Origin of the sequence: Streptomyces sp. TG1A-60, from assembly GCF_037201975.1 — a bacterium.
Classification (GTDB): domain Bacteria; phylum Actinomycetota; class Actinomycetes; order Streptomycetales; family Streptomycetaceae; genus Streptomyces.
In genome coordinates this window covers 3,035,531-3,056,791 of sequence record NZ_CP147520.1, presented here as the reverse complement: position 1 = coordinate 3,056,791, position 21,261 = coordinate 3,035,531, and the positions used below count along the sequence as shown (strand labels likewise).

Sequence of the window (21,261 nt, the reverse complement as noted above, 5' to 3'; positions counted from 1 at the left end):
AACCATCAGTGGTCCTGGGACCGCAACCATCGATCGAGGAACCACAACGGCGAGAACCCGGTCCGCGACAGCGGCGCCGGCTTAGGCGCAGAGGGGCGCGTGGGTGCTGGGGGACGACGCGGAGCTGACCGCCGCGGTGCTTGCGGCACAGGACGGGGACGAGAGCGCGTTCCGGACTGTGTACCGCTCGGTGCACCCACGGCTGCTCGGGTACGTGCGGACGCTGGTGGGCGACCCCGACGCGGAGGACGTCACCTCCGAGTCCTGGTTGCAGATAGCCCGTGACCTGGAGCGGTTCAGTGGTGACGCGGACCGGTTCCGTGGCTGGGCCGCGCGGATCGCCCGCAATCGCGCCCTCGACCACATACGCATGCGGGGCCGCCGGCCCGCGATAGGAGGCGACGAGTCCGAGCTGACCGGCAAGGCCGCCGAGTCCGACACGGCGGGCGAGGCGATGGAGGCCCTGGCGACCGACCGGACCCTCTCGCTCATCGCGCAGCTGCCGCAGGAGCAGGCGGAGGCGGTGGTCCTGCGTGTCGTGGTCGGCCTCGACGCGAAGACCGCCGCGGAGACGCTGGGCAAGCGCGCGGGCGCCGTACGGACGGCCGCGCACCGGGGGCTGAAGCGGCTCGCCGAACTGATCGGGGAGAATCCGGAGACGGCTGCGGAGGCCGATCCGGAATCCGGTGACCCGCTGGACGCCGTACCCCCGCCGAGAGAACCGCGCACACGCGCGGCCACGTCCGCCGGTGTGACGCATACGCGTGCGAGGACGCAGAAGGATGTGTGATGGCCGACGAGCAGAACAGGTGGCTGAACCGCGATGCCGTGGAGCGGCTGCTGCGTGGCGAGCCGCTCGAAGCCGTCGACGCCGACACCCGCGCCCGTGCCGACCGGCTCGCCGAGGCGCTGGACGCCCTGACCGCCGAGCTCTCGCCGCCGACTCCGCAGAATACCGAACTCCCGGGCGAGGAAGCCGCGTTGGCGGCCTTCCGAATGGCCCGCACAGCCGGCGCGACCCGTGTGGGCAGCACTACCGGTCCGGCACGTGCGGCCCGTTCGGGCCGGGACGGTGAGGCCGCCGGGCCCGGCGGCGGTGGCCGTCCGGACGCCTCGCCCCTCGTCGCCGACGCCGGACTCGTGCGCCTCGGCCGTCCCGAGCGCCCCGTGCCGGACGGCGGTGACGCCGGCTGGGGCCGTTCGGTGCGTTTCGGGCTGGCCGCGGCACTGGCCGCCGGGATGCTCGGCGGCGTCGCGGTGGCGGCCGGCAGCGGCGCGCTGAGCGCGTTCCGCGACGACGAACCGGAACCCACGGTCTCCGCCGCGCACACCCCCGACCGGCCGTCGCCGGGCGACAAGGAGCGCGACGATCACAAGGGGATGCCGGGTGACCCCCCGCCCGAGAGCTTCCCGGGCGGCTCGACGAAGGGTGACGCCCCCACCGGTGACAGCACCGGCGGCGAGGACGAGAACGAGCAGCCCCGTGGCACCGGCCAGGACGGGAACCCCGCCCGTGAGCGGTGGAACAGCGTGCTCTCCGCCTGCCGTGACGTCCGCGACGGCAAGGGCCTGGACGTCGACCGCAGACGTGGCCTGGAGGACGCGGCGGGCGGCGGGGGCGGGAAGAAGCTGAAGCGGTACTGCGAGGACGTCCTGGCCGGCGGCGCCGACAAACGCGGCAGCCGTCCGGGCGCGGGCACCGGCACGTCGGGCTCCGGGCCCGCCGGCTCCGTCGGCGGCGGGGACGACGCACAGCGGTCCGGCAAGGACTCCGACGAGGAGGACGACCCGGACAGGGGCGAGCGCCGCGGCGGCCACGGCAAGGGCGGCTGGAACAGCGAGGGCGACGGCAAGCGCGACGGGAACCACAGGAGTGACGGCACGGGCGACGGGAACGGCGAGAACAAGAGAGGCCGCAAGGGCAAGGGGGGCAACGGCCACCGCGGTCAGGGCGGGGTGGCACGCCTCCTCGGCGCCGGCGGCCCGGCCGACGTCTCCGCCTCTCCCGCCGCGCCGTCCTCGCTGGCCGCCGCGCACCGGCCAGCACCCCCCATCCACCGGCCCTGAACTGCGCTTTCGTGTCCGTTACGAATTCTTTCGCGGAACGGGTAACACTTTCAGCCGCCCCGGCGCAGTAATGAGTGAGCCGACTGGTCATCGGCCGTCGCACAGAGCCGGGGTTCCCCCCGTACCTACGGCTCGTGCACCTCGGCGCGGGCGGGACACGTTCCCCCGGTCCCGCCCGCGCCCCATATCCCCCGTGACGCCCCCCGTACGGGTCCCCCGTTCCCCGTGATCCCCCGTGACCCCGTACTCCCCATGACGCGTCCGACGCCCTCCCGCTATGCGTGATGTGACGCACGTCACCCTGCTTGCGTTCCGGCTGCCGCTGACCGCCGTGCACGTCCACCACCCCGGCCGTGCAGCCGCCGACCGCACCGGTGCCGCGAGGGCGGCCGTCGATCTCCGCATGTCCCTGGTACGCGCCCACCGCCCCCCCGTCGTCTCACGATGCCGTCCCGCGACCCACCGCGTCCGTCGGTCCTCCCGGACGGGTTTCCCGGATGTGACCCGCCGCGAACTACGGGGCATGGTGGTGAGCAGGGTCCCGGCGCGGGGCGACCGAGCAGCACGGAGGCACACCATGGCGCGCGAGTCGGAGTCCGGACTGCCCATCGAGCCGGTGTACGGGCCGCAGACGCTGCGGGACTGGGATCCGGCGGAGAAACTGGGGGAGCCCGGCGCGTACCCGTACACACGCGGTGTCTACCCGTCGATGTACACGGGCCGCCCGTGGACCATGCGCCAGTACGCCGGTTTCGGCACGGCGGTGGAGTCCAACGCCCGCTACAAGCGACTCATCGCCGACGGTACGACGGGTCTGTCGGTCGCCTTCGACCTGCCCACCCAGATGGGCCACGACTCCGACGCGCCGATCGCCCACGGCGAGGTCGGCAAGGTGGGTGTGGCGATCGACTCCGTCGACGACATGCGGGTGCTCTTCGACGGCATCCCGCTGGACCGGGTCTCGACGTCGATGACGATCAACGCCCCCGCCGCTCTCCTCCTTCTGCTCTACCAGCTGGTCGCCGAGGAGCAGGGCGTCGGCGCTGACCGGCTGACCGGCACGATCCAGAACGACGTCCTGAAGGAGTACATCGCGCGGGGCACGTACATCTTCCCGCCGAAGCCGTCACTGCGCCTGACCGCCGACATCTTCAGGTACTGCAAGGCCGAGGTCCCCAGGTGGAACATGATCTCGATCTCCGGCTACCACATGGCGGAGGCGGGCGCCTCGCCCGCGCAGGAGATCGCGTTCACCCTCGCCGACGGCATCGAGTACGTCCGTACGGCCGTCGCGGCGGGCATGGACGTCGACGACTTCGCCCCCCGTCTGTCCTTCTTCTTCGTCGCCCGTACGACGGTCCTGGAGGAGGTCGCCAAGTTCCGCGCGGCGCGCAGGATCTGGGCGCGGGTGATGCGGGACGAGTTCGGCGCGCGGAACCCCAGGTCGCTGATGCTGCGCTTCCACACGCAGACGGCCGGGGTCCAGCTGACCGCCCAGCAGCCCGAGGTGAACCTCGTCCGGGTCGCCGTCCAGGGCCTCGCCGCCGTCCTCGGCGGCACCCAGTCCCTGCACACCAACTCCTTCGACGAGGCCATCGCCCTCCCCACCGACAAGAGCGCCCGCCTCGCCCTGCGTACGCAGCAGGTGCTGGCCTACGAGACGGATGTGACGGCGACGGTCGACCCCTTCGCCGGGTCGTACGTCGTGGAGAAGATGACCGACGACGTCGAGGCGGCCACTGTCGCACTGATGCGGAAGGTGGAGGACCTCGGCGGCGCGGTGTCGGCCATCGAGCACGGCTTCCAGAAGAGCGAGATCGAGCGCTCCGCCTATCGCGTCGCCCAGGAGACCGACTCGGGCGAGCGGGTGGTCGTCGGCGTCAACCGCTTCCAGCTGGACGAGGAGGAGCCGTACGAGCCCCTGCGGGTCGACCCGGCCATCGGGGCCCAGCAGGCGGAGCGGTTGGCGAGGCTGCGCGCCGAGCGCGACCGGTCGGCGGTCGACGCGGCCCTCGCCGACCTGAAGAAGGCCGCCGAGGGCACGGAGAACGTCCTCTACCCGATGCGCGTGGCCCTGAGGGCCCGCGCGACGGTGGGCGAGGTGTGCGACGCGCTGCGGGAGGTGTGGGGCACGTACGTCCCCAGCGACGCGTTCTGAGCGACCGCCCCCACCACCGGCGGACCTGCCGGAGTGCCGTACCCGCGTGCGACAGTCCTGTGGCCCGGACGAGGACGCTCCGGGTTCACGTCCGGCGCCCCTCCAGAGACGCGCGCAGGAGCGGCTGCAGCGGGCGTCTGCGCCAGGACCGAGGCGAGGGTCCAGCCGCCGCAGAACCAGATCACCCGTCTGCGGGTGACCCCGGGCAGGACCACACACAGCGCGAACAGGACGTAGAAGCGGATGTGGTGGTCGTCTCGGTCACTTCGCTCACCCCAGGGTGGCCCGCTTGAGCGAGCGGGCCCGGCGCGCGACTCTGCGCACGGTCGCGTTGCGCGGGATGAACGCGAGCTGGACCGGGACACCGCCGGGCAGGCCCAGCGAGGTGAGACGGCGGCGCTTGAAGTAGCGCAGGGTGTGCGCGCCCAGGTGCTCGGCCAGATACGCCTCGGCCTCCGGCCGCAGCGACGGGTGGATCCTGGACTGCATCGCGTACCCCACCGCGCGGACCAGGCGGTCTAGGTCCGCGACCGCCATGCCCGGCCGCCGCGCCGCCACCGCCGCCTGGTCGCCCAGCTCCGGGAGCAGCGCGTCCACGACCGTGACGGGCACCCGGTTGCTGTTCTCGTAGGGCGACAGCCGGTCCAGCAGGGTGCCGGTGCCGACGCGGGCGACCGGCAGCCCGTACAGCGCGGAGGCGGTGAGCAGGGCCGTGGAGAAGCAGCCGACGACGAGGGCCGGGCGCATCCGCTGGTAGAGCACCTCGGCGAGGACCGGCGTGTCCAGGACCGTCAGATCGGCGCCGAGCCGCTCCGCCTCCCTCTCCAGACCGCGCGACCAGCGGGCCGGGGCGCTCGGGTGCGGCTTGAACACGACCTTGGTGTGCCCGAGCGCGACCGCGCCCTTCAGCATCCGTACGTGGAGGTCCTCCTCCTCGGCGGTGAGGATGCCGAGCGCGGAGAGGTACTGGCCGAGCAGCAGCGCCGGCTCCTCGATCGCGGGCAGCGCGTCACCGGTGTCGCCCAGTTCCGCCAGCACCTTCACGAAGGCGTCCGTCGGCACGATCTCCGCCCCGACGCCGAACTCGGTGAGCAGCAGCGGCTCCAGGCCCGGTACGAGGTCCAGGTGGAGGAGCCGGTCGATGCGGGTGCCGACCAGCGGGTCGATCTTGTTGCGGGTGGGGCCGTAGCTCATCAGGCCGTCGGCGTACACGGTCACGGGGGCGCCGGTGAAGATCTGGGCGAAGCCGAGCGCCGGGTGGACCTGGATGGACTCCACGGCCAGCTCGACGTCGTCGTCGCCCAGATTCCACAGCAGCCGCAGATGCCGCTCCCACAGCGGTACGTCGTCCAGGCGCGCAGACCAACCGCCCGGGTGGAAGGGGAAGATGGTCTCGTTCCAGGAGATCACGTCGTCGAAGCGGTCACGCAGTCGCTCGAAGCCCGGCATCTCGTCCAGGCTCGGGGCCGTCTCCGGCGTCGCCGCGTTGTTGGATACCAGCAGGACGCGCCGGGCTGCCGGGCGGAAGCACTCGGCGTCCAGGGCGGCGGCCAGCGTGGCCGTGCCGTACAACGTGGAGGCCATGAAGATCTGCGTGGTCACGCGGCGCCCCCCGTGGCGGCGGGACGGCGGCGCAGCCGGCGCAGCCGGGTGGCGCGCTGCACCTCCATGGAGTCGAGGGCCTCGTCGAGCACGTCCTGCGGCATTCGGCGCAACGCGACCGCGCTCGTCGACTTCAGTTTCCGTGCCACCGCCGGCTCGAACCTTTCGATGGATCCCAGATGATGGGAGATGATCGCGCAATAGGTGCGCACGGCCTTGGGGAGGAGTTCGTCCGCGTTCCGGTCCTTCGCCGTTTCCGCGACGACCTGGTCGAAAGCGCGAATGAAATCGAGTTGCCGTACGTCGCCGATCTGGGTCAGCGAAGAGGCCACTCCGCGGCGGTAGAAAACGCCCAGCAGACCCACCGTCGCGAAGGAATCCGCCTCCCGGTGCAGCTTCCAGATCCACGGCCGGTCCTCCGCCGTGCGCAGCCCGTGGGTGAAGTGCAGCACTCCCTTGTCGACCAGTCGGCGGTGGTAGACGCCCGCCCACGCGTACGCGTAGTCGACGGAGGTGGAGCGGTCGGCGGGCAGGATCGCGTCCCGCGGGTTCATCACCACGCCCCGCCGCCCGTGGGGCACCCGGTGGACCGAACGGGCCCGCGCGGTGCACTGGACATGGTCCGTGCGCACGAAGTCGCAGCCCAACTCCTCGATGGCGCCGAGCAGTCGCGGGTAGTACCCGGGGGCGAGCCAGTCGTCCCCGTCGAGGAACGTCAGGTACTCGCCACGGGCCTTGTCGATGCCCGTGTTACGGGCGGTCGCCAGCCCCCCGTTCTGCTCGTGTCTGACGTACACCGCACCCGGCAGCTCCCGCTCCGCGCGCGCGAGAATGTCCGGCGTCTCGTCGCGCGAGCAGTCGTCGACGAGAATGAACTCGAAGTCCTCACGCGCGTTCGCCCTGAGGCTCTTCAGGGTGTCGGGCGCGTATTGCTGCACGTTGTAGAACGGCACGATGACGGAGAGCTTGACCACCCCCGTGACGTTAGGCGGCACTCCGGCATTCGTCTTGACCACCCGCTTGATGCCAGGTGAACGACGCGTGGCGGAACCGTGAACCAGGCGCTTTCCGATGGGCCCCGCGCCCCGATTCGCCATTCGGCGATGTGCTGTTAACCCTTTGTTGCATTCAGGTTGGGCCGATCAACGGAATCGCTTCCTAGCGTCTTCGACGTGCCAGTAAGTGCTACGAACAGCCTGCGAGTCGCCGTACTCGCGGATTCCGACACCCGGTGGAAATGGGGCGCGCTCACCGCGAACCGCCTCGCCCCCGAACACATGGACATCCGCCTGGACGGCTTCCTCCTGCGCGGCCGGGCCACCCCCACCGCCCGCCAGCTCCAGGAGGTCGGCGCCCGCCCCGACTCCCTGAGCGAGGTGACCGGCGTCGAGTTCCTGCGCGCCATGACGCGGGAGGCGTACGACGTGGTCGTTCTCGCCCTCGTCGGCGGGGGCGTCCAGGCCATGCTGCACGGCCTGCGCCGGGCGTGGGACGGGCGCGCGAAGCGGCCCGTGGTCGTCACCGGTTACGTCGGCGTCGTCTACGAGAAGCTCACCGACGGCCTGCTGCTGCGGCACGGCGCGGACCTCGTCCTCGCCAACTCCCGTCAGGACGCGGACCGTTTCCGCGCCGTGTACGAGGGTGTGGGCGCCGACGCCTCCTCGGTCACCGAGGTCGCGCTGCCCTTCCTGGGCGGTACGCCGTACGCCGGCGCCGAGGACCCCTACACCGTCGTCTTCGCCGTCCAGCCCTCCGTCCCGGACAACCGCGAGGACCGTACGTACCTGCTGAACCGGCTCATCGGGCACGCGCGGCTGCACCCGGACCGCCGGGTCCTGCTGAAGCTGCGCTCCAGGCCGGGCGAGCACACCACGCACATCGAGGAACTGCCGTACCAGAAGCTCATCCAGCGGCTTCCCGGGGGCGCGCCCGCCAACTTCCGTCTGGTGTACGGGAACATGGGCGAAGTCCTCGACTCCACCGACCTGCTCGTCACCGTCAGCTCCACGGCCGCCCTGGAGTCGCTGCACCGCCGGATCCCCACCGTCGTCCTCACCGACCTCGGGGTCCGCGAGACGCTCGGCAACCACCACTTCGTGGGCTCCGGCTGCCTGGCCTCCTGGGACCAGCTGGACGCCGGGTACGTGCCGGTGCCCGACCCGCGGTGGGTGGCCCGGCAGGGCGTCGTCGCTGGGGGCACCCCCTCTGGTGGAGGCTCGTACGCCACCGCCTTCGACGCCGCCCGCGCCCGCATCGCCAAGCTGGTCGCCGCCGCCGAACTTCCGCCCCTCGCGCCGTACTACACGCCCGTCACCGCGCCCGGCTACCTGCCCGGCATCCTCGCCCGCCACCACCTCGGCCCCGGCGGCGACGCGCTGCCCGGGGCGCCCGCCGCCGACGAGCAGGCCGGGCCGGTACGGCAGATCGTGCGCCGGGCGGCGCGCGGTGCCTACCGCCACGGGGTGCAGCGCGTGGCGCCCGTCATCCGCCGGATGGGGGAGCTGTGAGCCGCCGCCCGTCCCCTCTGCAAGGAGTACAGCCCATGACCGACTCGGAAGCGGACCGGGAGACTTCCGCCCGCCGCGTCCTCGCCGTCATCCCCGCGCGCGGCGGTTCCAAGGGCGTCCCCGCGAAGAACCTCGCCCCCGTCGGCGGCGTCCCGCTGGTGGCCCGCGCGGTGCGTGAGTGCCTCGCGGCACGGCTGGTCACCGACGTCGTCGTCTCCACCGACGACCACGCCATCGCCGCCGCCGCCCGCGAGTCCGGCGCCGAGGTCGTCCTGCGCCCCGCCGCCATCGCCGGCGACACCGCCACCTCCGAGGCCGCCGTCCTCCACGCCCTGGACGCCCACGAGTCCCGCCACGGCACCCCCGTCGACGTCGTCCTCCTCGTCCAGTGCACGAGCCCCTTCATCCTCCGCGAGGACATCGACGGCGTCGCCCGCGCCGTCGTACGCGGCGCCGACACCGCCCTCACCGTGGCCCCGTTCCACGGCTTCGTCTGGCGCGACACGGCGGACGAGTTCAGTGGTCGCGTGCCCACGGCGGACGGCCATGTGCCTACGCCGAACGGCCACGCGCCCGCGTCGGACGGCCGCACCCCCACCACCCGCAACCTCGCCTCCGCCGCGACCGGCACCGGCGAGTTCGGCGGACCCGGCGCCGCCGGCGGCGGTGGAGCCCAGGCTGTCGCCCTCGCGGGCGACAGCCCCGCCGCCGTCCCCGCCGCCGGAGGCTACGGCGTCAACCACGACAAGTCGTTCCGGCCCCGTCGGCAGGACCGCCCGCAGGACCTGCTGGAGACCGGTGCCGCGTACGCCATGGACGCGGCCGGGCTGCGCGAGCACCGGCACCGGTTCTTCGGGCGGACGGAGCTCGTGCGGACCGACCCCGCGCGGGTGCTGGAGATCGACGACCCGCACGACCTCGCCCGCGCCCAGGCCCTCGCGCCGCTCTTCGACGCGGACCGCCCCGGCGCCCTCGCGGTTGATTCCCCCACCCACCTCCCCGCAGCCGACGACATCGACGCGGTCGTCCTCGACTTCGACGGCACCCAGACCGACGACAGGGTGCTGATCGACTCCGACGGACGGGAGTTCGTCTCCGTGCACCGCGGCGACGGACTCGGCATCGCGGCCCTCCGCAGGAGCGGCCTGAAGATGCTCATCCTGTCCACGGAACAGAACCCGGTCGTCGCCGCACGGGCCCGGAAGCTGCGGATCCCGGTCCTCCACGGCATCGACCGGAAGGACCTCGCACTCAAGCAGTGGTGCGAGGAGCAGGGCATCGCGCCGGAGCGCGTGCTCTACGTCGGCAACGACGTCAACGACCTCCCGTGCTTCGCCCTCGTGGGCTGGCCCGTGGCGGTCGGCAGCGCCCGCGACGTCGTGCGCGACGCCGCACGCGCGGTCACCACCCTCCCCGGTGGCGAAGGCGCGATCCGGGAGATCGCCGGTTGGATCCTCGGTCCCTCTCTCGACTCTCTCGACCCCCTCGACAAGTAAGGAACTGTCCCGCCATGAGCATCAACTCCCGTCTGCGCACCTTCGGTTCGAAGACCGCCGGCCCGGGCCGGCCCGTCTACGTCGTCGGCGAGATCGGCATCAACCACAACGGTGAGCTGGAGAACGCCTTCAAGCTGATCGACGCCGCCGCCGAGGCCGGCTGCGACGCCGTCAAGTTCCAGAAGCGCACCCCCGAGATCTGCACCCCCCGCGACCAGTGGGACATCGAGCGCGACACCCCCTGGGGCCGGATGACCTACATCGACTACCGCCACCGCGTGGAGTTCGGTGAGGACGAGTACCGCCAGATCGACGAGTACTCCAAGAAGAAGGGCATCGACTGGTTCGCCTCGCCGTGGGACACCGAGGCCGTCGCCTTCCTGGAGAAGTTCGACGTCCCCGCCCACAAGGTGGCCTCCGCCTCCCTCACCGACGACGAGCTGCTGCGCGAGCTGCGCGCGACGGGCCGTACGGTCATCCTCTCCACCGGCATGTCCACCCCGAAGCAGATCCGCCACGCCGTCGAGGTCCTCGGCTCGGACAACATCCTCCTCTGCCACGCCACGTCGACCTACCCGGCGAAGGCCGAAGAGCTCAACCTCCGCGTCATCAACTCCCTCCAGGCCGAGTACCCGAACGTCCCGATCGGCTACTCCGGCCACGAGACGGGCCTGCAGACCACGCTCGCCGCCGTCGCCCTCGGCGCCACCTTCGTCGAGCGCCACATCACCCTCGACCGCGCGATGTGGGGCTCCGACCAGGCCGCCTCCGTCGAGCCCCAGGGCCTCAACCGCCTGGTCCGCGACATCCGCGCCATCGAGGCCTCCCTCGGCGACGGCGTCAAGAAGGTCTACGACTCCGAGCTCGGCCCCATGAAGAAGCTGCGCCGCGTCACCGGCGTCGTCGCCGAGGCGGAGATCGCGGCGGCGGCGGGCGAGCCGGTCGCGGTCTGAGCCCCCTGAATCCCTGACCACGGGAATCCCTCACCACGGGACGGTCCTCAAGCCGATGAGCCCCCGCGCCGGAACCACCGGCCCCCACACTCTCGCCTTCGTCGAGAGCCCGGTACAGCTCCTGAACGTGCTGGAGTGGGCGCACACCCACGCCCTCGGCACGCCGAAGTCCCCCGGCGCGGGGCCCTCCGGGACAGGCGCGGGCCTCATCCTCGTGGTCCTGTCGCCCAACGACCCCATGACCCGGGGCCAGTTGCGCCGTATGGCGGAACTGGCCCGGGACGAGGGCCACGAGATCCGCTGGGAAGAGGCACGCGGCGGCACGGCCGCCCCCTTCCGCACCGTCGGAGGCCTTGCCCCCCTCCTGCGCGCCGCGACCCGAATCGTCCTGGGCGATCCCTTCTCCCGCTACGTCCAGCTCCTGCTCACCATCACCCGCGCACCGGACGTGGTCGTCGTCGACGACGGCACCGCGACCATGGAGTTCGTCTCCCAGCTCGCCCGCGGCGAACGCCTCGTCCGCTGGCACCGCAAGGGCGGCCGGCCCGGCCTCCGTGACCTGGTCTTCGCCCCGGTCTCCGCCAAGGCCCGCAGACGCCTCACCCCGGCCGCCGGCGGGCGCGTCGAGGTCTTCTCCTCCATGCCGATCGACGAGAGCCCCGAGGGCGTCTCCGTCACCGCCAACGCCTTCGCCTGGACCCGCGCCCGCTTCGGCCCGCCCCGCATCACCAAGGGCGCGGACCTCGTGGGCACCTCCCTGGTGGAGACCGGAGTCGTCGACGCGGACCGCTACCTCGAAGCCGTCCGCTCCCTGGCCACGGCCCACGGAGCCACCCGCTACTTCGCCCACCGCCGCGAGAGCGCCGAGAAACTCCACACCCTGGCCGCACGGACCGGCCTGGAGATCGTCCGCCCCGACCTCCCCCTCGAACTGATCGCCCGCCGCGGCCCCATCGGCCGTACGATCCTGAGCTTCCCCTCGACCGTCGTCCACACCCTGCCCCTCGCCCTGGCCGGCACGGACGTCCGCGTGGCGGTCTGCGACATCGACCCGAGCTGGCTCACCCAGCACGCCTCCCCCCGCGCCCAGGGCTTCCTGTCCGGCGTCACGGGCACGGCCCGGGACGTGCACCGTCTGTCGTCGGTGGCGTCCCTCTGAGTCACCGAGCCGCACCCCGCCCATGAGGCTTCTCGGTGATCTCCGTCACCCGCGCCGCAGCCCCCCGGCCCGGTCACGCACGGTGACTCCCGGAACGCTTCACCCCCACAACCGCAGGCCAACGCCCTGCCACTCACCCGCCCGGCGTGATGCCCATCCACCCGTCGGACACACCACGTAGCCAGAGGTCACCCGGTGGTGAGGATTCCGGGGCGGTGATGTGGCGGAAACGTGGTATCCGTGGAGTGTGGGAAATCGTTCGGGATGCCCCGGACGTTTGGACGATGGGATTCGCGGGCAAACCCGGCCCTCCCTGCGGGTCGCCCCGGCCACCCCCGGTGGACCGCGTCGTCGGGCGCGGCGTGGCGTGTGTCCCGTCCGCGAGGTCCGCCCGTCCCGAAGGACGACGGGTATACCCGTCCTTGCCAATACGTATGCGTCGTGCGGCTGGAAAACTTCCCCTTGTCGGCTGATTTTTTGTTGATCGTGGGTGAGAAGGCCGCTCGATCGCCCTACCCTTCAGAGGGTGAACCAACTGATGTCCCGAGAGTCCGAGGTCGATCTGCCAGGGGAAGCCGAAGCGTCGCTCCCCGGCACGTTGCCGGAAGCCCTGCGTGCCGAACTCGTCGCGTTCCGCCGCGACGTGCACATGCACCCGGAGCTCGGCAACCAGGAGTTCCGTACGACCGCCGCGATCAAGGCCCGCCTGGAGAAGGCGGGGCTCCGGCCGCGGGTACTCGACAGCGGAACCGGACTCATCTGCGACATCGGGGACTGGAACGGCACCGACCACTCCGCGCTCGCCCTGCGCGCCGACATCGACGCCCTGCCCATCCCGGACACCAAGGTGGACTGCGACTACCGCTCCACCGTCCCGGACCGCGCCCACGCCTGCGGCCACGACGTGCACACCACCGTCGTCCTCGGCGCCGGCCTGGTCCTCGCCGACCTGCACCGCAAGGGGCAGCTGCCGCGCCCCGTACGGCTGATCTTCCAGCCCGCCGAGGAGGTGCTGCCGGGCGGCGCCGTCGACGTGATCGGGACCGGCGCGCTCGACGGCGTCGGCCGGATCATCGCCGTGCACTGCGACCCGAGGGTCGACGCGGGCCTCATCGGGCTGCGCCACGGGCCCATCACCTCGGCCTGCGACCGGCTGGAGCTCTCCCTGGACGGTCCGGGCGGCCACACCGCGCGCCCGCACCTCACCACCGACCTCGTCACCGCCGCCGCCCGGGTCGTCACCGACGTGCCCGCGCTGGTCGCCCGCCGGTTCGACGCCCGCGCCGGGCTCGTCGTGACCTGGGGCCGCATCGAGTCGGGCCATGCGCCGAACGTCATCCCGCAGCACGCCGAGCTCTCCGGCACCGTCCGCTGCCTGGACATCAACGCGTGGCGGCAGGCGCCCGACCTGATCCACGAGGCGGTCCACGAGGTCGCGACCATGCACCGCGCCAAGCCCGAGATCAACTACATCCGGGGCGTCCCCCCGGTCGTCAACGACCCCGTCGTCACCGAACTGCTCCACGACGCCATGGTCGTCCGCCGCGGCGTCCGCTCCGTCGAGGACACCGAGCAGAGCCTCGGCGGCGAGGACTTCTCCTGGTACCTGGAGCAGGTCCCCGGCGCCATGGCCCGCCTCGGCGTCCGCCGCCCCGGCGACCTCACCGTCCGCGACCTCCATCAGGGCGACTTCGACGCCGACGAACACGCCATCACCGTGGGCGTGGAACTCTTCACCGCCGCCGCCCTCCTCGACGCCCGCATGCGCGTCCTGGACACTGCCGGCCACTAGAAGCGCCGCGGCATCAGGGACTTCCGCGACAGCCCCTGGCCCGTCTCCCCGCGGGTTTCACGGCCTCGGTACGCGATCGCCACGCGTTCGAGGCCCGCTCCGGTTGCGTCCCGCGCACCCGCGCGGCAGCCTGGTGCGCGTGTCCGTACGACCCCCGTACGGTGCGCGCACCGTCACGCTGAAGCACCTCGCACATGCGGAACGCGAGGGGCGCGAGCGGGGCTGCGCTCCGACCGTCCTTTCGGTCCCATGGTTTACGAGGACGTAACCGGCCATCGGCACGAATGGATAACGGCCAGTCGAAACCCCGTTCCCAGGAGTGTCTACGCGCGTTAATGTGCGCCGAACTGAGCACCCGGCTGCGGGGCTTTGGAGAAGATGGGGAACTTCACAATGCGTCGGATTTCCAAACTGACCCGCGTCGCGGTGGGGGTCGCGTCGCTGGCGCTCGCCGCCACCGCGTGTGGCGGTACCAGTAGCGAGAGCGGTAGCAGCGACAGCGAGACCAAGCAGGACCTGGGCCTCGCCATCGCGTACGACATTGGCGGCAAGGGCGACCAGTCCTTCAACGACGCCGCCTACGCGGGCCTGGAGAAGGCTCAGAAGGAGTTCGGGTACAAGACCGCCGACATCGAGCCCACCGAGGGTGAGACGGACGCGGACAAGGAGCAGCGCCTGGCCTCGCTGGCCAAGCAGGGCTACAACCCTGTCATCGGCGTCGGCTTCGCCTACGGCCCCGCGATGGAGGCCGTGGCCAAGGACTACCCGGACACCACCTTCGGCATCGTCGACTCGGTCGTCGAGGGCGACAACGTGGCGTCCCTCGTCTTCGCCGAGCAGGAGGCCTCGTACCTCGCCGGTGTCGCGGCGGCCAAGGCCACCAAGACGAACACCGTGGGCTTCGTGGGCGGTGTCGACATCCCGCTCATCCACAAGTTCGAGGCCGGCTACAAGCAGGGTGTCCAGGACACCAGCGGCGGCAAGGTCAAGGTCATCTCGCAGTACCTGACCCAGACCGCCGAGGAGGGCGGCTTCTCCAGCCCCGACAAGGGCAAGGCCGCCGCCGAGGGCCAGATCGAGAAGAAGGCCGACGTCGTCTACCAGGCCGCCGGTCTCTCCGGCCAGGGCGTGATCGAGGCCGCCGCCAAGGCCAAGGTGTGGGCGATCGGCGTCGACTCCGACCAGTACCAGCAGGAGGCCCTCGCCTCCTACAAGGACTACATCCTCACCTCCGCCCTGAAGGACGTCGGCGGCGCGGTCTACGCCCTCGCCAAGTCCGTCGAGGACGGCGAGCCCCTCGCCGGCACCCAGACCTTCGACCTGAAGGTCGACGGCGTCGGCCTCTCCGACTCCAACCCGGAGATGGGTGAGATCGACGGCCTCACCGACGCGGTCGCCAAGGCCAAGGAAGAGATCATCGACGGCACGATCAAGGTCAAGACCGAGTAGTCACACATCTCCGAGTGACGTGAAGCGGGCGGGTGCACAGGCGCACCCGCCCGCTTCACGTTTCGACGCCGGACGACGCCCACGCCGTTCAGGGGCGCGGGGAACCGCGCGACCAGCCGCAACGCACCCGCATCCGCACTCGACCGACAACCCGTCCCACACCATCACCGACCGCCCTTGGAACACGGCCCCATAACAACGTGGTCCACCAGGTTTCCCGCCGGGTCTACGCGCGTTACCCTCGGCGAAAGCCACAAGGCGCCGAAGCTGTGCAGCACCACCTGAGCAGTACCCCCCGGCGCTTGTACGACAGGAGCACCAACACATGCGCCGGGTTTCCCGTATCGCGGTCGCGGGCACAGTGACCGCCTCCCTCGCCCTCGCCCTCTCCGCCTGTGGCGGCACCTCGACGGAGGCCTCGTCCTCGGCCGGCTCGGGGGGTGACAAGGGCCTCGCCATCGCGTACGACGTCGGGGGCAAGGGCGACCAGTCCTTCAACGACGCCGCGTACGCGGGCCTGGAGCGGGCGGAGAAGGAGTTCGGGTACGAGACCGCCGACATCGAGCCCACCGAGGGTGAGACGGACGCGGACAAGGAGCAGCGCCTGGTCTCCCTGGCCAAGCAGGGCTACAACCCCGTCGTCGGTGTCGGCTACGCGTACGCGACGGCCGTGAAGGCCGCCGCCGAGCAGTATCCGGACACCACCTTCGGCATCGTGGACGACTCCACGGTCCAGCTGAAGAACGTCGCGGACCTGGTCTTCTCCGAGGAGCAGGCCTCGTACCTCGCCGGTGTCGCGGCGGCCAAGGCCACCAGGACGAACACCGTGGGCTTCGTCGGCGGCGTGGACATCCCGCTGATCCACAAGTTCCAGGCGGGCTTCGAGCAGGGTGTCAAGGACACCGACCCGAAGGCCGAGGTCCTCACCCAGTACCTCACGCAGACGGCCGAGGAGGGCGGCTTCTCCAGCCCGGACAAGGGCAAGTCGGCCGCCGAGGGCCAGATCGAGAAGAAGGCCGACGTCGTCTACGCGGCTGCCGGTCTGTCCGGTCAGGGCGTGATCGAGGCCGCCGCCGCGAACAAGGTGTGGGCGATCGGCGTCGACTCCGACCAGTACCGGCAGGAAGCCCTCGCGAAGTACAAGGACTCCATCCTGACCTCGGCGACGAAGGACGTCGCCAAGGCGGTGTACCACCTGGCGAAGTCGGTCGAGGACGGCAAGCCCGAGACCGGTATCGTCAGGGGCGATCTGAAGACCGGCGAGGTCGGCCTCGCCGAGTCGAACCCGAAGTTCAAGGACGACACCGAGCTCCAGGAAGCCATCAGGACGGCCAAGGAGAAGATCATCAGCGGCGAGATCAAGGTCAGGACCAGCTGACCCGGCTACACCATGAGAATCCAGGCGGCTCCGGGGAGGTTCAGGTCGGTCCGACCCGCTCCTTCCCGGAGCCAGCGGTAACCGCGGGGTTGCGTGCGCTCGACGGGGTACGGGGTGTCCTCCTTGTACCCCGTTGTCCCGGTGCGTCGCCCGCTTTCGATGCCGAAGGGGCGCTACGCGCGTAGACGACCCCCTTTCCCAGGAGAGTGCGCCATCAACGCGTCCAGCAGCCCTCCGGCCGACGCGGCGGTCAACGGTCAGGTGACCGCCGTCGAACTCGCCGGGATCACCAAGCGATTCCCCGGCGTCGTGGCCAACCACGACATCCACCTCACCGTTCGCAAGGGCACCGTCCACGCCCTCGTCGGGGAGAACGGCGCCGGCAAGTCGACCCTGATGAAGATCCTCTACGGCATGCAGAAGCCGGACGAGGGCACCATCGCGGTCGACGGGGAGCAGGTCTCCTTCTCGTCCCCGGCCGACGCCATCGCGCGCGGCATCGGCATGGTGCACCAGCACTTCATGCTCGCCGACAACCTCACGGTCCTGGAGAACGTGGTCCTCGGCAGCGAGAAGCTGTACGGCATCGGCGGCAAGGCACGCCGCAAGATCAAGGAGATCTCCGACCGGTACGGCTTCGGGGCGCGCCCCGACGTCCTGGTCGAGGAACTGGGTGTCGCCGAGCGCCAGCGCGTGGAGATCCTCAAGGTCCTCTACCGCGGCGCCCGCACCCTGATCCTGGACGAGCCCACCGCCGTCCTCGTGCCGCAGGAGGTCGACGCCCTCTTCGCCAACCTGCGCGAGCTCAAGGCACAGGGCCTGTCGGTCATCTTCATCTCGCACAAGCTGGGCGAGGTGCTGTCCGTCGCCGACGAGATCACCGTCATCCGGCGCGGTACGACCGTCGGCACGGCCGTACCCGCCGAGACCACCCCGCGCCAGCTGGCCGAGCTGATGGTCGGCAGCGAGCTGCCCACCCCGGAGACGGCCGAGTCCACGGTCACCGACCGCCCCGTAGTGACCGTCAGGGACCTCCGTCTGGAGACGGCCGGCGGCAAGGCGCTCCTGGACGACATCAGCTTCACCATCCACGCGGGCGAGGTCCTGGGCCTGGCCGGCGTCGAGGGCAACGGCCAGACCGAGCTGGTCGACGCGCTCATAGGCCTCAAGCACGCCGACTCCGGCACGATCTCGCTCGCCGACGACGAGATCACCGCCTGGCCCACCCGCAAGCGTCGCGAGCAGGGCGTCGGCTACATCCCCGAGGACCGCCACCGGCACGGTCTGCTCCTGGATGCCCCCCTCTGGGAGAACCGCATCCTCGGCCATGTGACCGAGCGGCCCAACGCCAAGGGCGTCTGGCTCGACCCGAAGGCCGCACAGGAGGACACCCGCCGGATCGTCACCGAGTACGACGTCCGCACCCCCGGCATCGAGGTCACCGCCGCCTCCCTCTCCGGCGGCAACCAGCAGAAGCTGATCGTCGGCCGTGAGATGAGCCACCAGCCGCGCTTCCTGATCGCCGCCCACCCCACGCGCGGGGTGGACGTCGGCGCGCAGGCCCAGATCTGGGACCAGATCCGCGAGGCCCGCCGCGAGGGCCTGGCGGTGCTGTTGATCTCCGCCGACCTGGACGAGCTGATCGGCCTGTCCGACACCCTCCGGGTGATCTACAACGGCAGGCTGGTCGCCGACGCCGACCCCGCCGCCATCACCCCCGAGGAGCTGGGCTCGGCCATGACGGGCGCCGCCACCGGCCACCTCGAACACGAAGAGTCCCCGCAGCCCCCGGCCGACGGTCCGTCGAAGACCCAGGACGCCCCGGAAGACGAGGCCCGCTGATGAAGAAGTTCGACAGGGAGCGCGTGCTCCTCGCGGTGGCCGGACCGGTCCTCGCGCTCGCCGTGGCCTTCGCGCTGACCACGATCGTGCTGCTCGCCTCCGGCAAGAACCCGGTCGAGCCGTTCACGATCATGTTCGAGCAGGCCACGTTCTCCGACATCCAGGTCCGGATCATCAACCAGGCCTCGCTGTACTACATCGCGGCCCTCGCGGTGGCCATCGGCTTCCGGATGAACCTGTTCAACATCGGTGTCGACGGCCAGTACCTCCTCGGCGCCATGATCACCGCGATCGTCGGCGCCCACATGGACCTGCCCGCGGTCATCCAGATCCCGCTGCTGCTGCTCACCGCGGTCTTCACCGGCGCCTTCTGGGCCGGCATCGTCGGTGTCCTCAAGGTCACCCGGGGGGTCAGCGAGGTCGTCTCGTCGATCATGCTGAACGCGGTCGCGACCTCCGTCATCGGCTACCTCTGGCTGCCGAACGTCTTCGGCGTGAAGGTCGGCAACAACAACACCACCGGCGAGATGGCCGAGTCCGGCTGGGTGTCCGGCATCGACATGGGCAAGGCCGGCGAGATCTACGGCCTGGTCTTCCTCGCCGTCCTGCTCGGCGTCGGCTACTGGGTCGTCATCAGCCGCACCCGCTTCGGCTTCGACCTGCGCGCCTCCGGCGCCTCGCAGACGGCCGCCGCGGCCAGCGGTGTCGACCCCAGGCGTATGGTCCTCACCGCCATGCTGATCTCCGGCGGTGTCGCGGGCCTCGCGGGCCTGCCGATCCTGCTCGGCGACACCCACACCTACAGCCTCAACTTCCCCACCGGCATCGGCTTCCTCGGTATCGGCATCGCCCTCCTCGGCCGTAACAGCCCGGTCGGCATCGCCTTCGCCGCCCTGCTGTGGGCCTGGCTCGACAAGGCCTCGCCGGAGCTGGACTTCCACGGCTACGACAAGGAGATCGCGGTCATCATGCAGGGCCTGATCGTGCTGTCGGTCGTCGTCTCGTACGAGACCGTGCGCGAGTGGGGTCTGCGCCGCCAGCAGCGCCGGGTCGGCGCCGAGCTCGCCGCAGGTCACGTCCTCGGCGCGGACAACAACAACGCCAAGAAGGAGGTGGCTGGCCGATGACCACCGCAACCGACGTCAACCAGCCCACGCTGCAGCCGGCCGCCCCGACCGGCCGCAAGCTGTCGCTGCCCGTGCTGCTGCTGGTCATCGCCGGCGTCCTGGCACTCACCTCGATCGTCCGCATCATCACCGGCGCCGACGGCATCACCAACGTCAGCCAGATGTCCACCGCGCTCCAGCTCGCCGTGCCGATCGGCCTCGCCGGCCTGGGCGGTCTGTGGGCCGAGCGCGCGGGCGTGGTCAACATCGGCCTCGAAGGCATGATGATCCTCGGCACCTGGTTCGGCGCCTGGGCCGGCTTCCAGTGGGGCCCGTGGACCGGCGTCCTGGTCGGCATCGCCGGCGGCGCGATCGGCGGCCTGCTGCACGCCTTCGTCACCGTCACCTTCAACGTCAACCACATCGTCTCCGGTGTGGCCATCAACATCCTCGCCCTCGGCGCCACCCGCTACCTCGCCCCCCTCGCCTTCGAGGGCCATCAGGGCGGCTCGGCCAAGCAGTCCCCGCCGGTGGAGTCCCTCGGGAACTTCACGGTGCCGGGTCTCTCGGACGCGCTGCGGGACCTGAACGCCAAGGGCTGGTTCTTCGTCTCCGACATAGCGGGCCTGCTCGGCGGCCTGGTCACCAGCGTCTCCTGGCTGACCCTCCTCGCCGTCGCGCTGATCCCCGCCAGCTGGTGGATCCTGTGGCGCACCGCCTTCGGTCTGCGGCTGCGCTCCTGCGGCGAGAACCCGGTGGCCGCCGAGTCCCTCGGCGTCAACGTCTACAGGTACAAGTACCTCGCCGTGATCATCTCCGGTGGTCTGGCCGGCCTCGGCGGCGTCTTCCTCTCCATCGTCGCCAACCCCTTCTACCTGGAGGGCCAGACCAGCGGACGAGGCTTCATCGGCCTCGCCGCGATGATCTTCGGCAACTGGATGCCGGGCGGCCTCGCCCTCGGCGCCGGCCTCTTCGGCTACACCGACAGCCTCAACCTGCGCGGCGGCTCCGGGAACGTCCACGCCCTGCTGCTGCTCGGTGCCCTGCTGCTGATCATCGGCGCGATCTGGCAGGCCGTCCGCAAGAAGTACGTCACCGCCGCGATCACCTTCGTCGTCGGCGCCCTCGTCTTCGCCTGGTACGCCACCACCGACGAGGTCCCCAACCAGGTCGTCGCCGCCACGCCGTACGTCATCACACTGATCGTCCTCGCGCTCTCCGCGCAGCGGCTGCGGATGCCGAAGGCCAACGGTGTGCCGTACCGGAAGGGACAGGGCAAGTGAACTCCGCCCCCGCCGCCTCCGTGGACATCGACTGGGAGAAGCTGCGTACGGTGGCCCGGGACGCCATGTCCCGGGCGTACGCCCCGTACTCCGGCTACCCGGTCGGCGTGGCGGCCCTCGTCGACGACGGGCGGACCGTCTCCGGCTGCAACGTGGAGAACGCCTCCTACGGCATCGGCCTGTGCGCGGAGTGCGGGCTGGTCTCGGAACTGCAGAACAGCGGCGGCGGCCGGCTCACGCACTTCACCTGTGTGGACGGCAGGGGCGAGATCCTCGTCCCGTGCGGTCGCTGCCGGCAACTGCTCTACGAGTTCGGCGGCCCGGAACTGCTGCTGGAGACCCCGGCGGGCATCCGCACCCTCGCGGAGATGCTGCCCCAGGCCTTCGGCCCGGACCATCTCACCAAGTGACTCCCGTGCGGCCCCTCCTGCCGAATGGTCGGAGGGGCCGCACGCTTGTGGAACCCTTG

16 protein-coding genes are annotated in these 21,261 nt (G+C 71.1%); 14 read left to right on the top strand and 2 right to left on the bottom strand.

Annotation, left to right across the window (positions count from 1 at the left end):
• Window positions 1–103 precede the first annotated feature (103 nt).
• The 3 genes from WBG99_RS12650 (at window position 104) to WBG99_RS12640 (ending at window position 4,225) form a co-directional block, all read left to right on the top strand.
• Entirely contained in the window at window positions 104–790 is a 687-nt protein-coding gene (locus WBG99_RS12650; RefSeq protein WP_338896429.1) for an RNA polymerase sigma factor, read from the top strand.
• Window positions 790–2,067 carry a hypothetical protein gene (locus WBG99_RS12645; RefSeq protein WP_338896428.1) on the top strand — a complete coding sequence of 426 codons (1,278 nt, stop codon included), beginning with the start codon at window positions 790–792 and terminating at the stop codon, window positions 2,065–2,067. Before WBG99_RS12650 ends, WBG99_RS12645 begins: the two co-directional genes overlap by 1 nt.
• 577 nt (window positions 2,068–2,644) lie before the next feature.
• Complete coding sequence (locus WBG99_RS12640; RefSeq protein ID WP_338900318.1) at window positions 2,645–4,225, top strand: methylmalonyl-CoA mutase family protein; 1,581 nt, start codon at window positions 2,645–2,647, stop codon at window positions 4,223–4,225.
• 270 nt (window positions 4,226–4,495) lie between these two features.
• Here WBG99_RS12640 and WBG99_RS12635 read toward each other — a convergent pair whose 3' ends face one another.
• Together WBG99_RS12635 and WBG99_RS12630 are read right to left on the bottom strand one after the other, a co-directional pair.
• The gene (locus WBG99_RS12635) at window positions 4,496–5,827 is read right to left on the bottom strand and encodes a polysialyltransferase family glycosyltransferase (RefSeq protein WP_338896427.1); all 1,332 of its coding nucleotides are present in this window, start codon (window positions 5,825–5,827) and stop codon (window positions 4,496–4,498) included.
• Entirely contained in the window at window positions 5,824–6,801 is a 978-nt protein-coding gene (locus WBG99_RS12630; RefSeq protein ID WP_338896426.1) for a glycosyltransferase family 2 protein, read from the bottom strand. Before WBG99_RS12630 ends, WBG99_RS12635 begins: the two co-directional genes overlap by 4 nt.
• 198 nt (window positions 6,802–6,999) lie before the next feature.
• On the opposite strand from WBG99_RS12630, the gene WBG99_RS12625 reads away from it, so the two are divergent.
• From WBG99_RS12625 to WBG99_RS12575, 11 genes are all read left to right on the top strand, one after another.
• Entirely contained in the window at window positions 7,000–8,334 is a 1,335-nt protein-coding gene (locus tag WBG99_RS12625; protein WP_338896425.1) for a DUF6716 putative glycosyltransferase, read from the top strand.
• Between the two features lie 35 nt (window positions 8,335–8,369).
• The gene (locus tag WBG99_RS12620; RefSeq protein WP_338896424.1) at window positions 8,370–9,830 is read left to right on the top strand and encodes an N-acylneuraminate cytidylyltransferase; all 1,461 of its coding nucleotides are present in this window, start codon (window positions 8,370–8,372) and stop codon (window positions 9,828–9,830) included.
• 14 nt (window positions 9,831–9,844) lie between these two features.
• On the top strand, window positions 9,845–10,783 hold the full coding sequence (locus WBG99_RS12615) for an N-acetylneuraminate synthase family protein (RefSeq protein WP_338896423.1): 939 nt from the start codon (window positions 9,845–9,847) through the stop codon (window positions 10,781–10,783).
• Window positions 10,784–10,838: 55 nt separating this feature from the next.
• On the top strand, window positions 10,839–11,942 hold the full coding sequence (locus WBG99_RS12610; protein WP_338896422.1) for a hypothetical protein: 1,104 nt from the start codon (window positions 10,839–10,841) through the stop codon (window positions 11,940–11,942).
• Window positions 11,943–12,480: 538 nt separating this feature from the next.
• Window positions 12,481–13,734, top strand: coding sequence for an amidohydrolase (locus WBG99_RS12605; RefSeq protein ID WP_338896421.1), 1,254 nt, complete (start codon window positions 12,481–12,483; stop codon window positions 13,732–13,734).
• Window positions 13,735–14,127: 393 nt separating this feature from the next.
• The gene (locus tag WBG99_RS12600) at window positions 14,128–15,183 is read left to right on the top strand and encodes a BMP family ABC transporter substrate-binding protein (RefSeq protein WP_338896420.1); all 1,056 of its coding nucleotides are present in this window, start codon (window positions 14,128–14,130) and stop codon (window positions 15,181–15,183) included.
• Between the two features lie 325 nt (window positions 15,184–15,508).
• The gene (locus tag WBG99_RS12595) at window positions 15,509–16,561 is read left to right on the top strand and encodes a BMP family ABC transporter substrate-binding protein (protein ID WP_338896419.1); all 1,053 of its coding nucleotides are present in this window, start codon (window positions 15,509–15,511) and stop codon (window positions 16,559–16,561) included.
• Between the two features lie 261 nt (window positions 16,562–16,822).
• Window positions 16,823–18,403: an ABC transporter ATP-binding protein gene (locus WBG99_RS12590; RefSeq protein ID WP_338896418.1), complete on the top strand. Its 1,581-nt coding sequence runs from the start codon at window positions 16,823–16,825 to the stop codon at window positions 18,401–18,403.
• Entirely contained in the window at window positions 18,403–19,530 is a 1,128-nt protein-coding gene (locus tag WBG99_RS12585; protein WP_338896417.1) for an ABC transporter permease, read from the top strand. The genes WBG99_RS12590 and WBG99_RS12585 overlap by 1 nt, the downstream gene beginning before the upstream one ends.
• Window positions 19,527–20,792, top strand: a complete 1,266-nt coding sequence (locus WBG99_RS12580) for an ABC transporter permease (protein WP_338896416.1) — start codon at window positions 19,527–19,529, stop codon at window positions 20,790–20,792. The genes WBG99_RS12585 and WBG99_RS12580 overlap by 4 nt, the downstream gene beginning before the upstream one ends.
• On the top strand, window positions 20,789–21,202 hold the full coding sequence (locus tag WBG99_RS12575) for a cytidine deaminase (RefSeq protein WP_338896415.1): 414 nt from the start codon (window positions 20,789–20,791) through the stop codon (window positions 21,200–21,202). The genes WBG99_RS12580 and WBG99_RS12575 overlap by 4 nt, the downstream gene beginning before the upstream one ends.
• Window positions 21,203–21,261: the final 59 nt, after the last annotated feature.

What these genes read in the sequence shown, in the direction of transcription:
- WBG99_RS12595 (WP_338896419.1), top strand. Translation starts at nt 15,509, where the DNA reads ATGCGCCGGGTTTCCCGTATCGCGGTCGCGGGCACAGTGACCGCCTCC.
- WBG99_RS12610 (WP_338896422.1), top strand. Translation starts at nt 10,839, where the DNA reads ATGAGCCCCCGCGCCGGAACCACCGGCCCCCACACTCTCGCCTTCGTC.
- WBG99_RS12640 (WP_338900318.1), top strand. Translation starts at nt 2,645, where the DNA reads ATGGCGCGCGAGTCGGAGTCCGGACTGCCCATCGAGCCGGTGTACGGG.
- WBG99_RS12620 (WP_338896424.1), top strand. Translation starts at nt 8,370, where the DNA reads ATGACCGACTCGGAAGCGGACCGGGAGACTTCCGCCCGCCGCGTCCTC.
- WBG99_RS12615 (WP_338896423.1), top strand. Translation starts at nt 9,845, where the DNA reads ATGAGCATCAACTCCCGTCTGCGCACCTTCGGTTCGAAGACCGCCGGC.
- WBG99_RS12600 (WP_338896420.1), top strand. Translation starts at nt 14,128, where the DNA reads ATGCGTCGGATTTCCAAACTGACCCGCGTCGCGGTGGGGGTCGCGTCG.
- WBG99_RS12580 (WP_338896416.1), top strand. Translation starts at nt 19,527, where the DNA reads ATGACCACCGCAACCGACGTCAACCAGCCCACGCTGCAGCCGGCCGCC.
- WBG99_RS12605 (WP_338896421.1), top strand. Translation starts at nt 12,481, where the DNA reads ATGTCCCGAGAGTCCGAGGTCGATCTGCCAGGGGAAGCCGAAGCGTCG.
- WBG99_RS12585 (WP_338896417.1), top strand. Translation starts at nt 18,403, where the DNA reads ATGAAGAAGTTCGACAGGGAGCGCGTGCTCCTCGCGGTGGCCGGACCG.
- WBG99_RS12645 (WP_338896428.1), top strand. Translation starts at nt 790, where the DNA reads ATGGCCGACGAGCAGAACAGGTGGCTGAACCGCGATGCCGTGGAGCGG.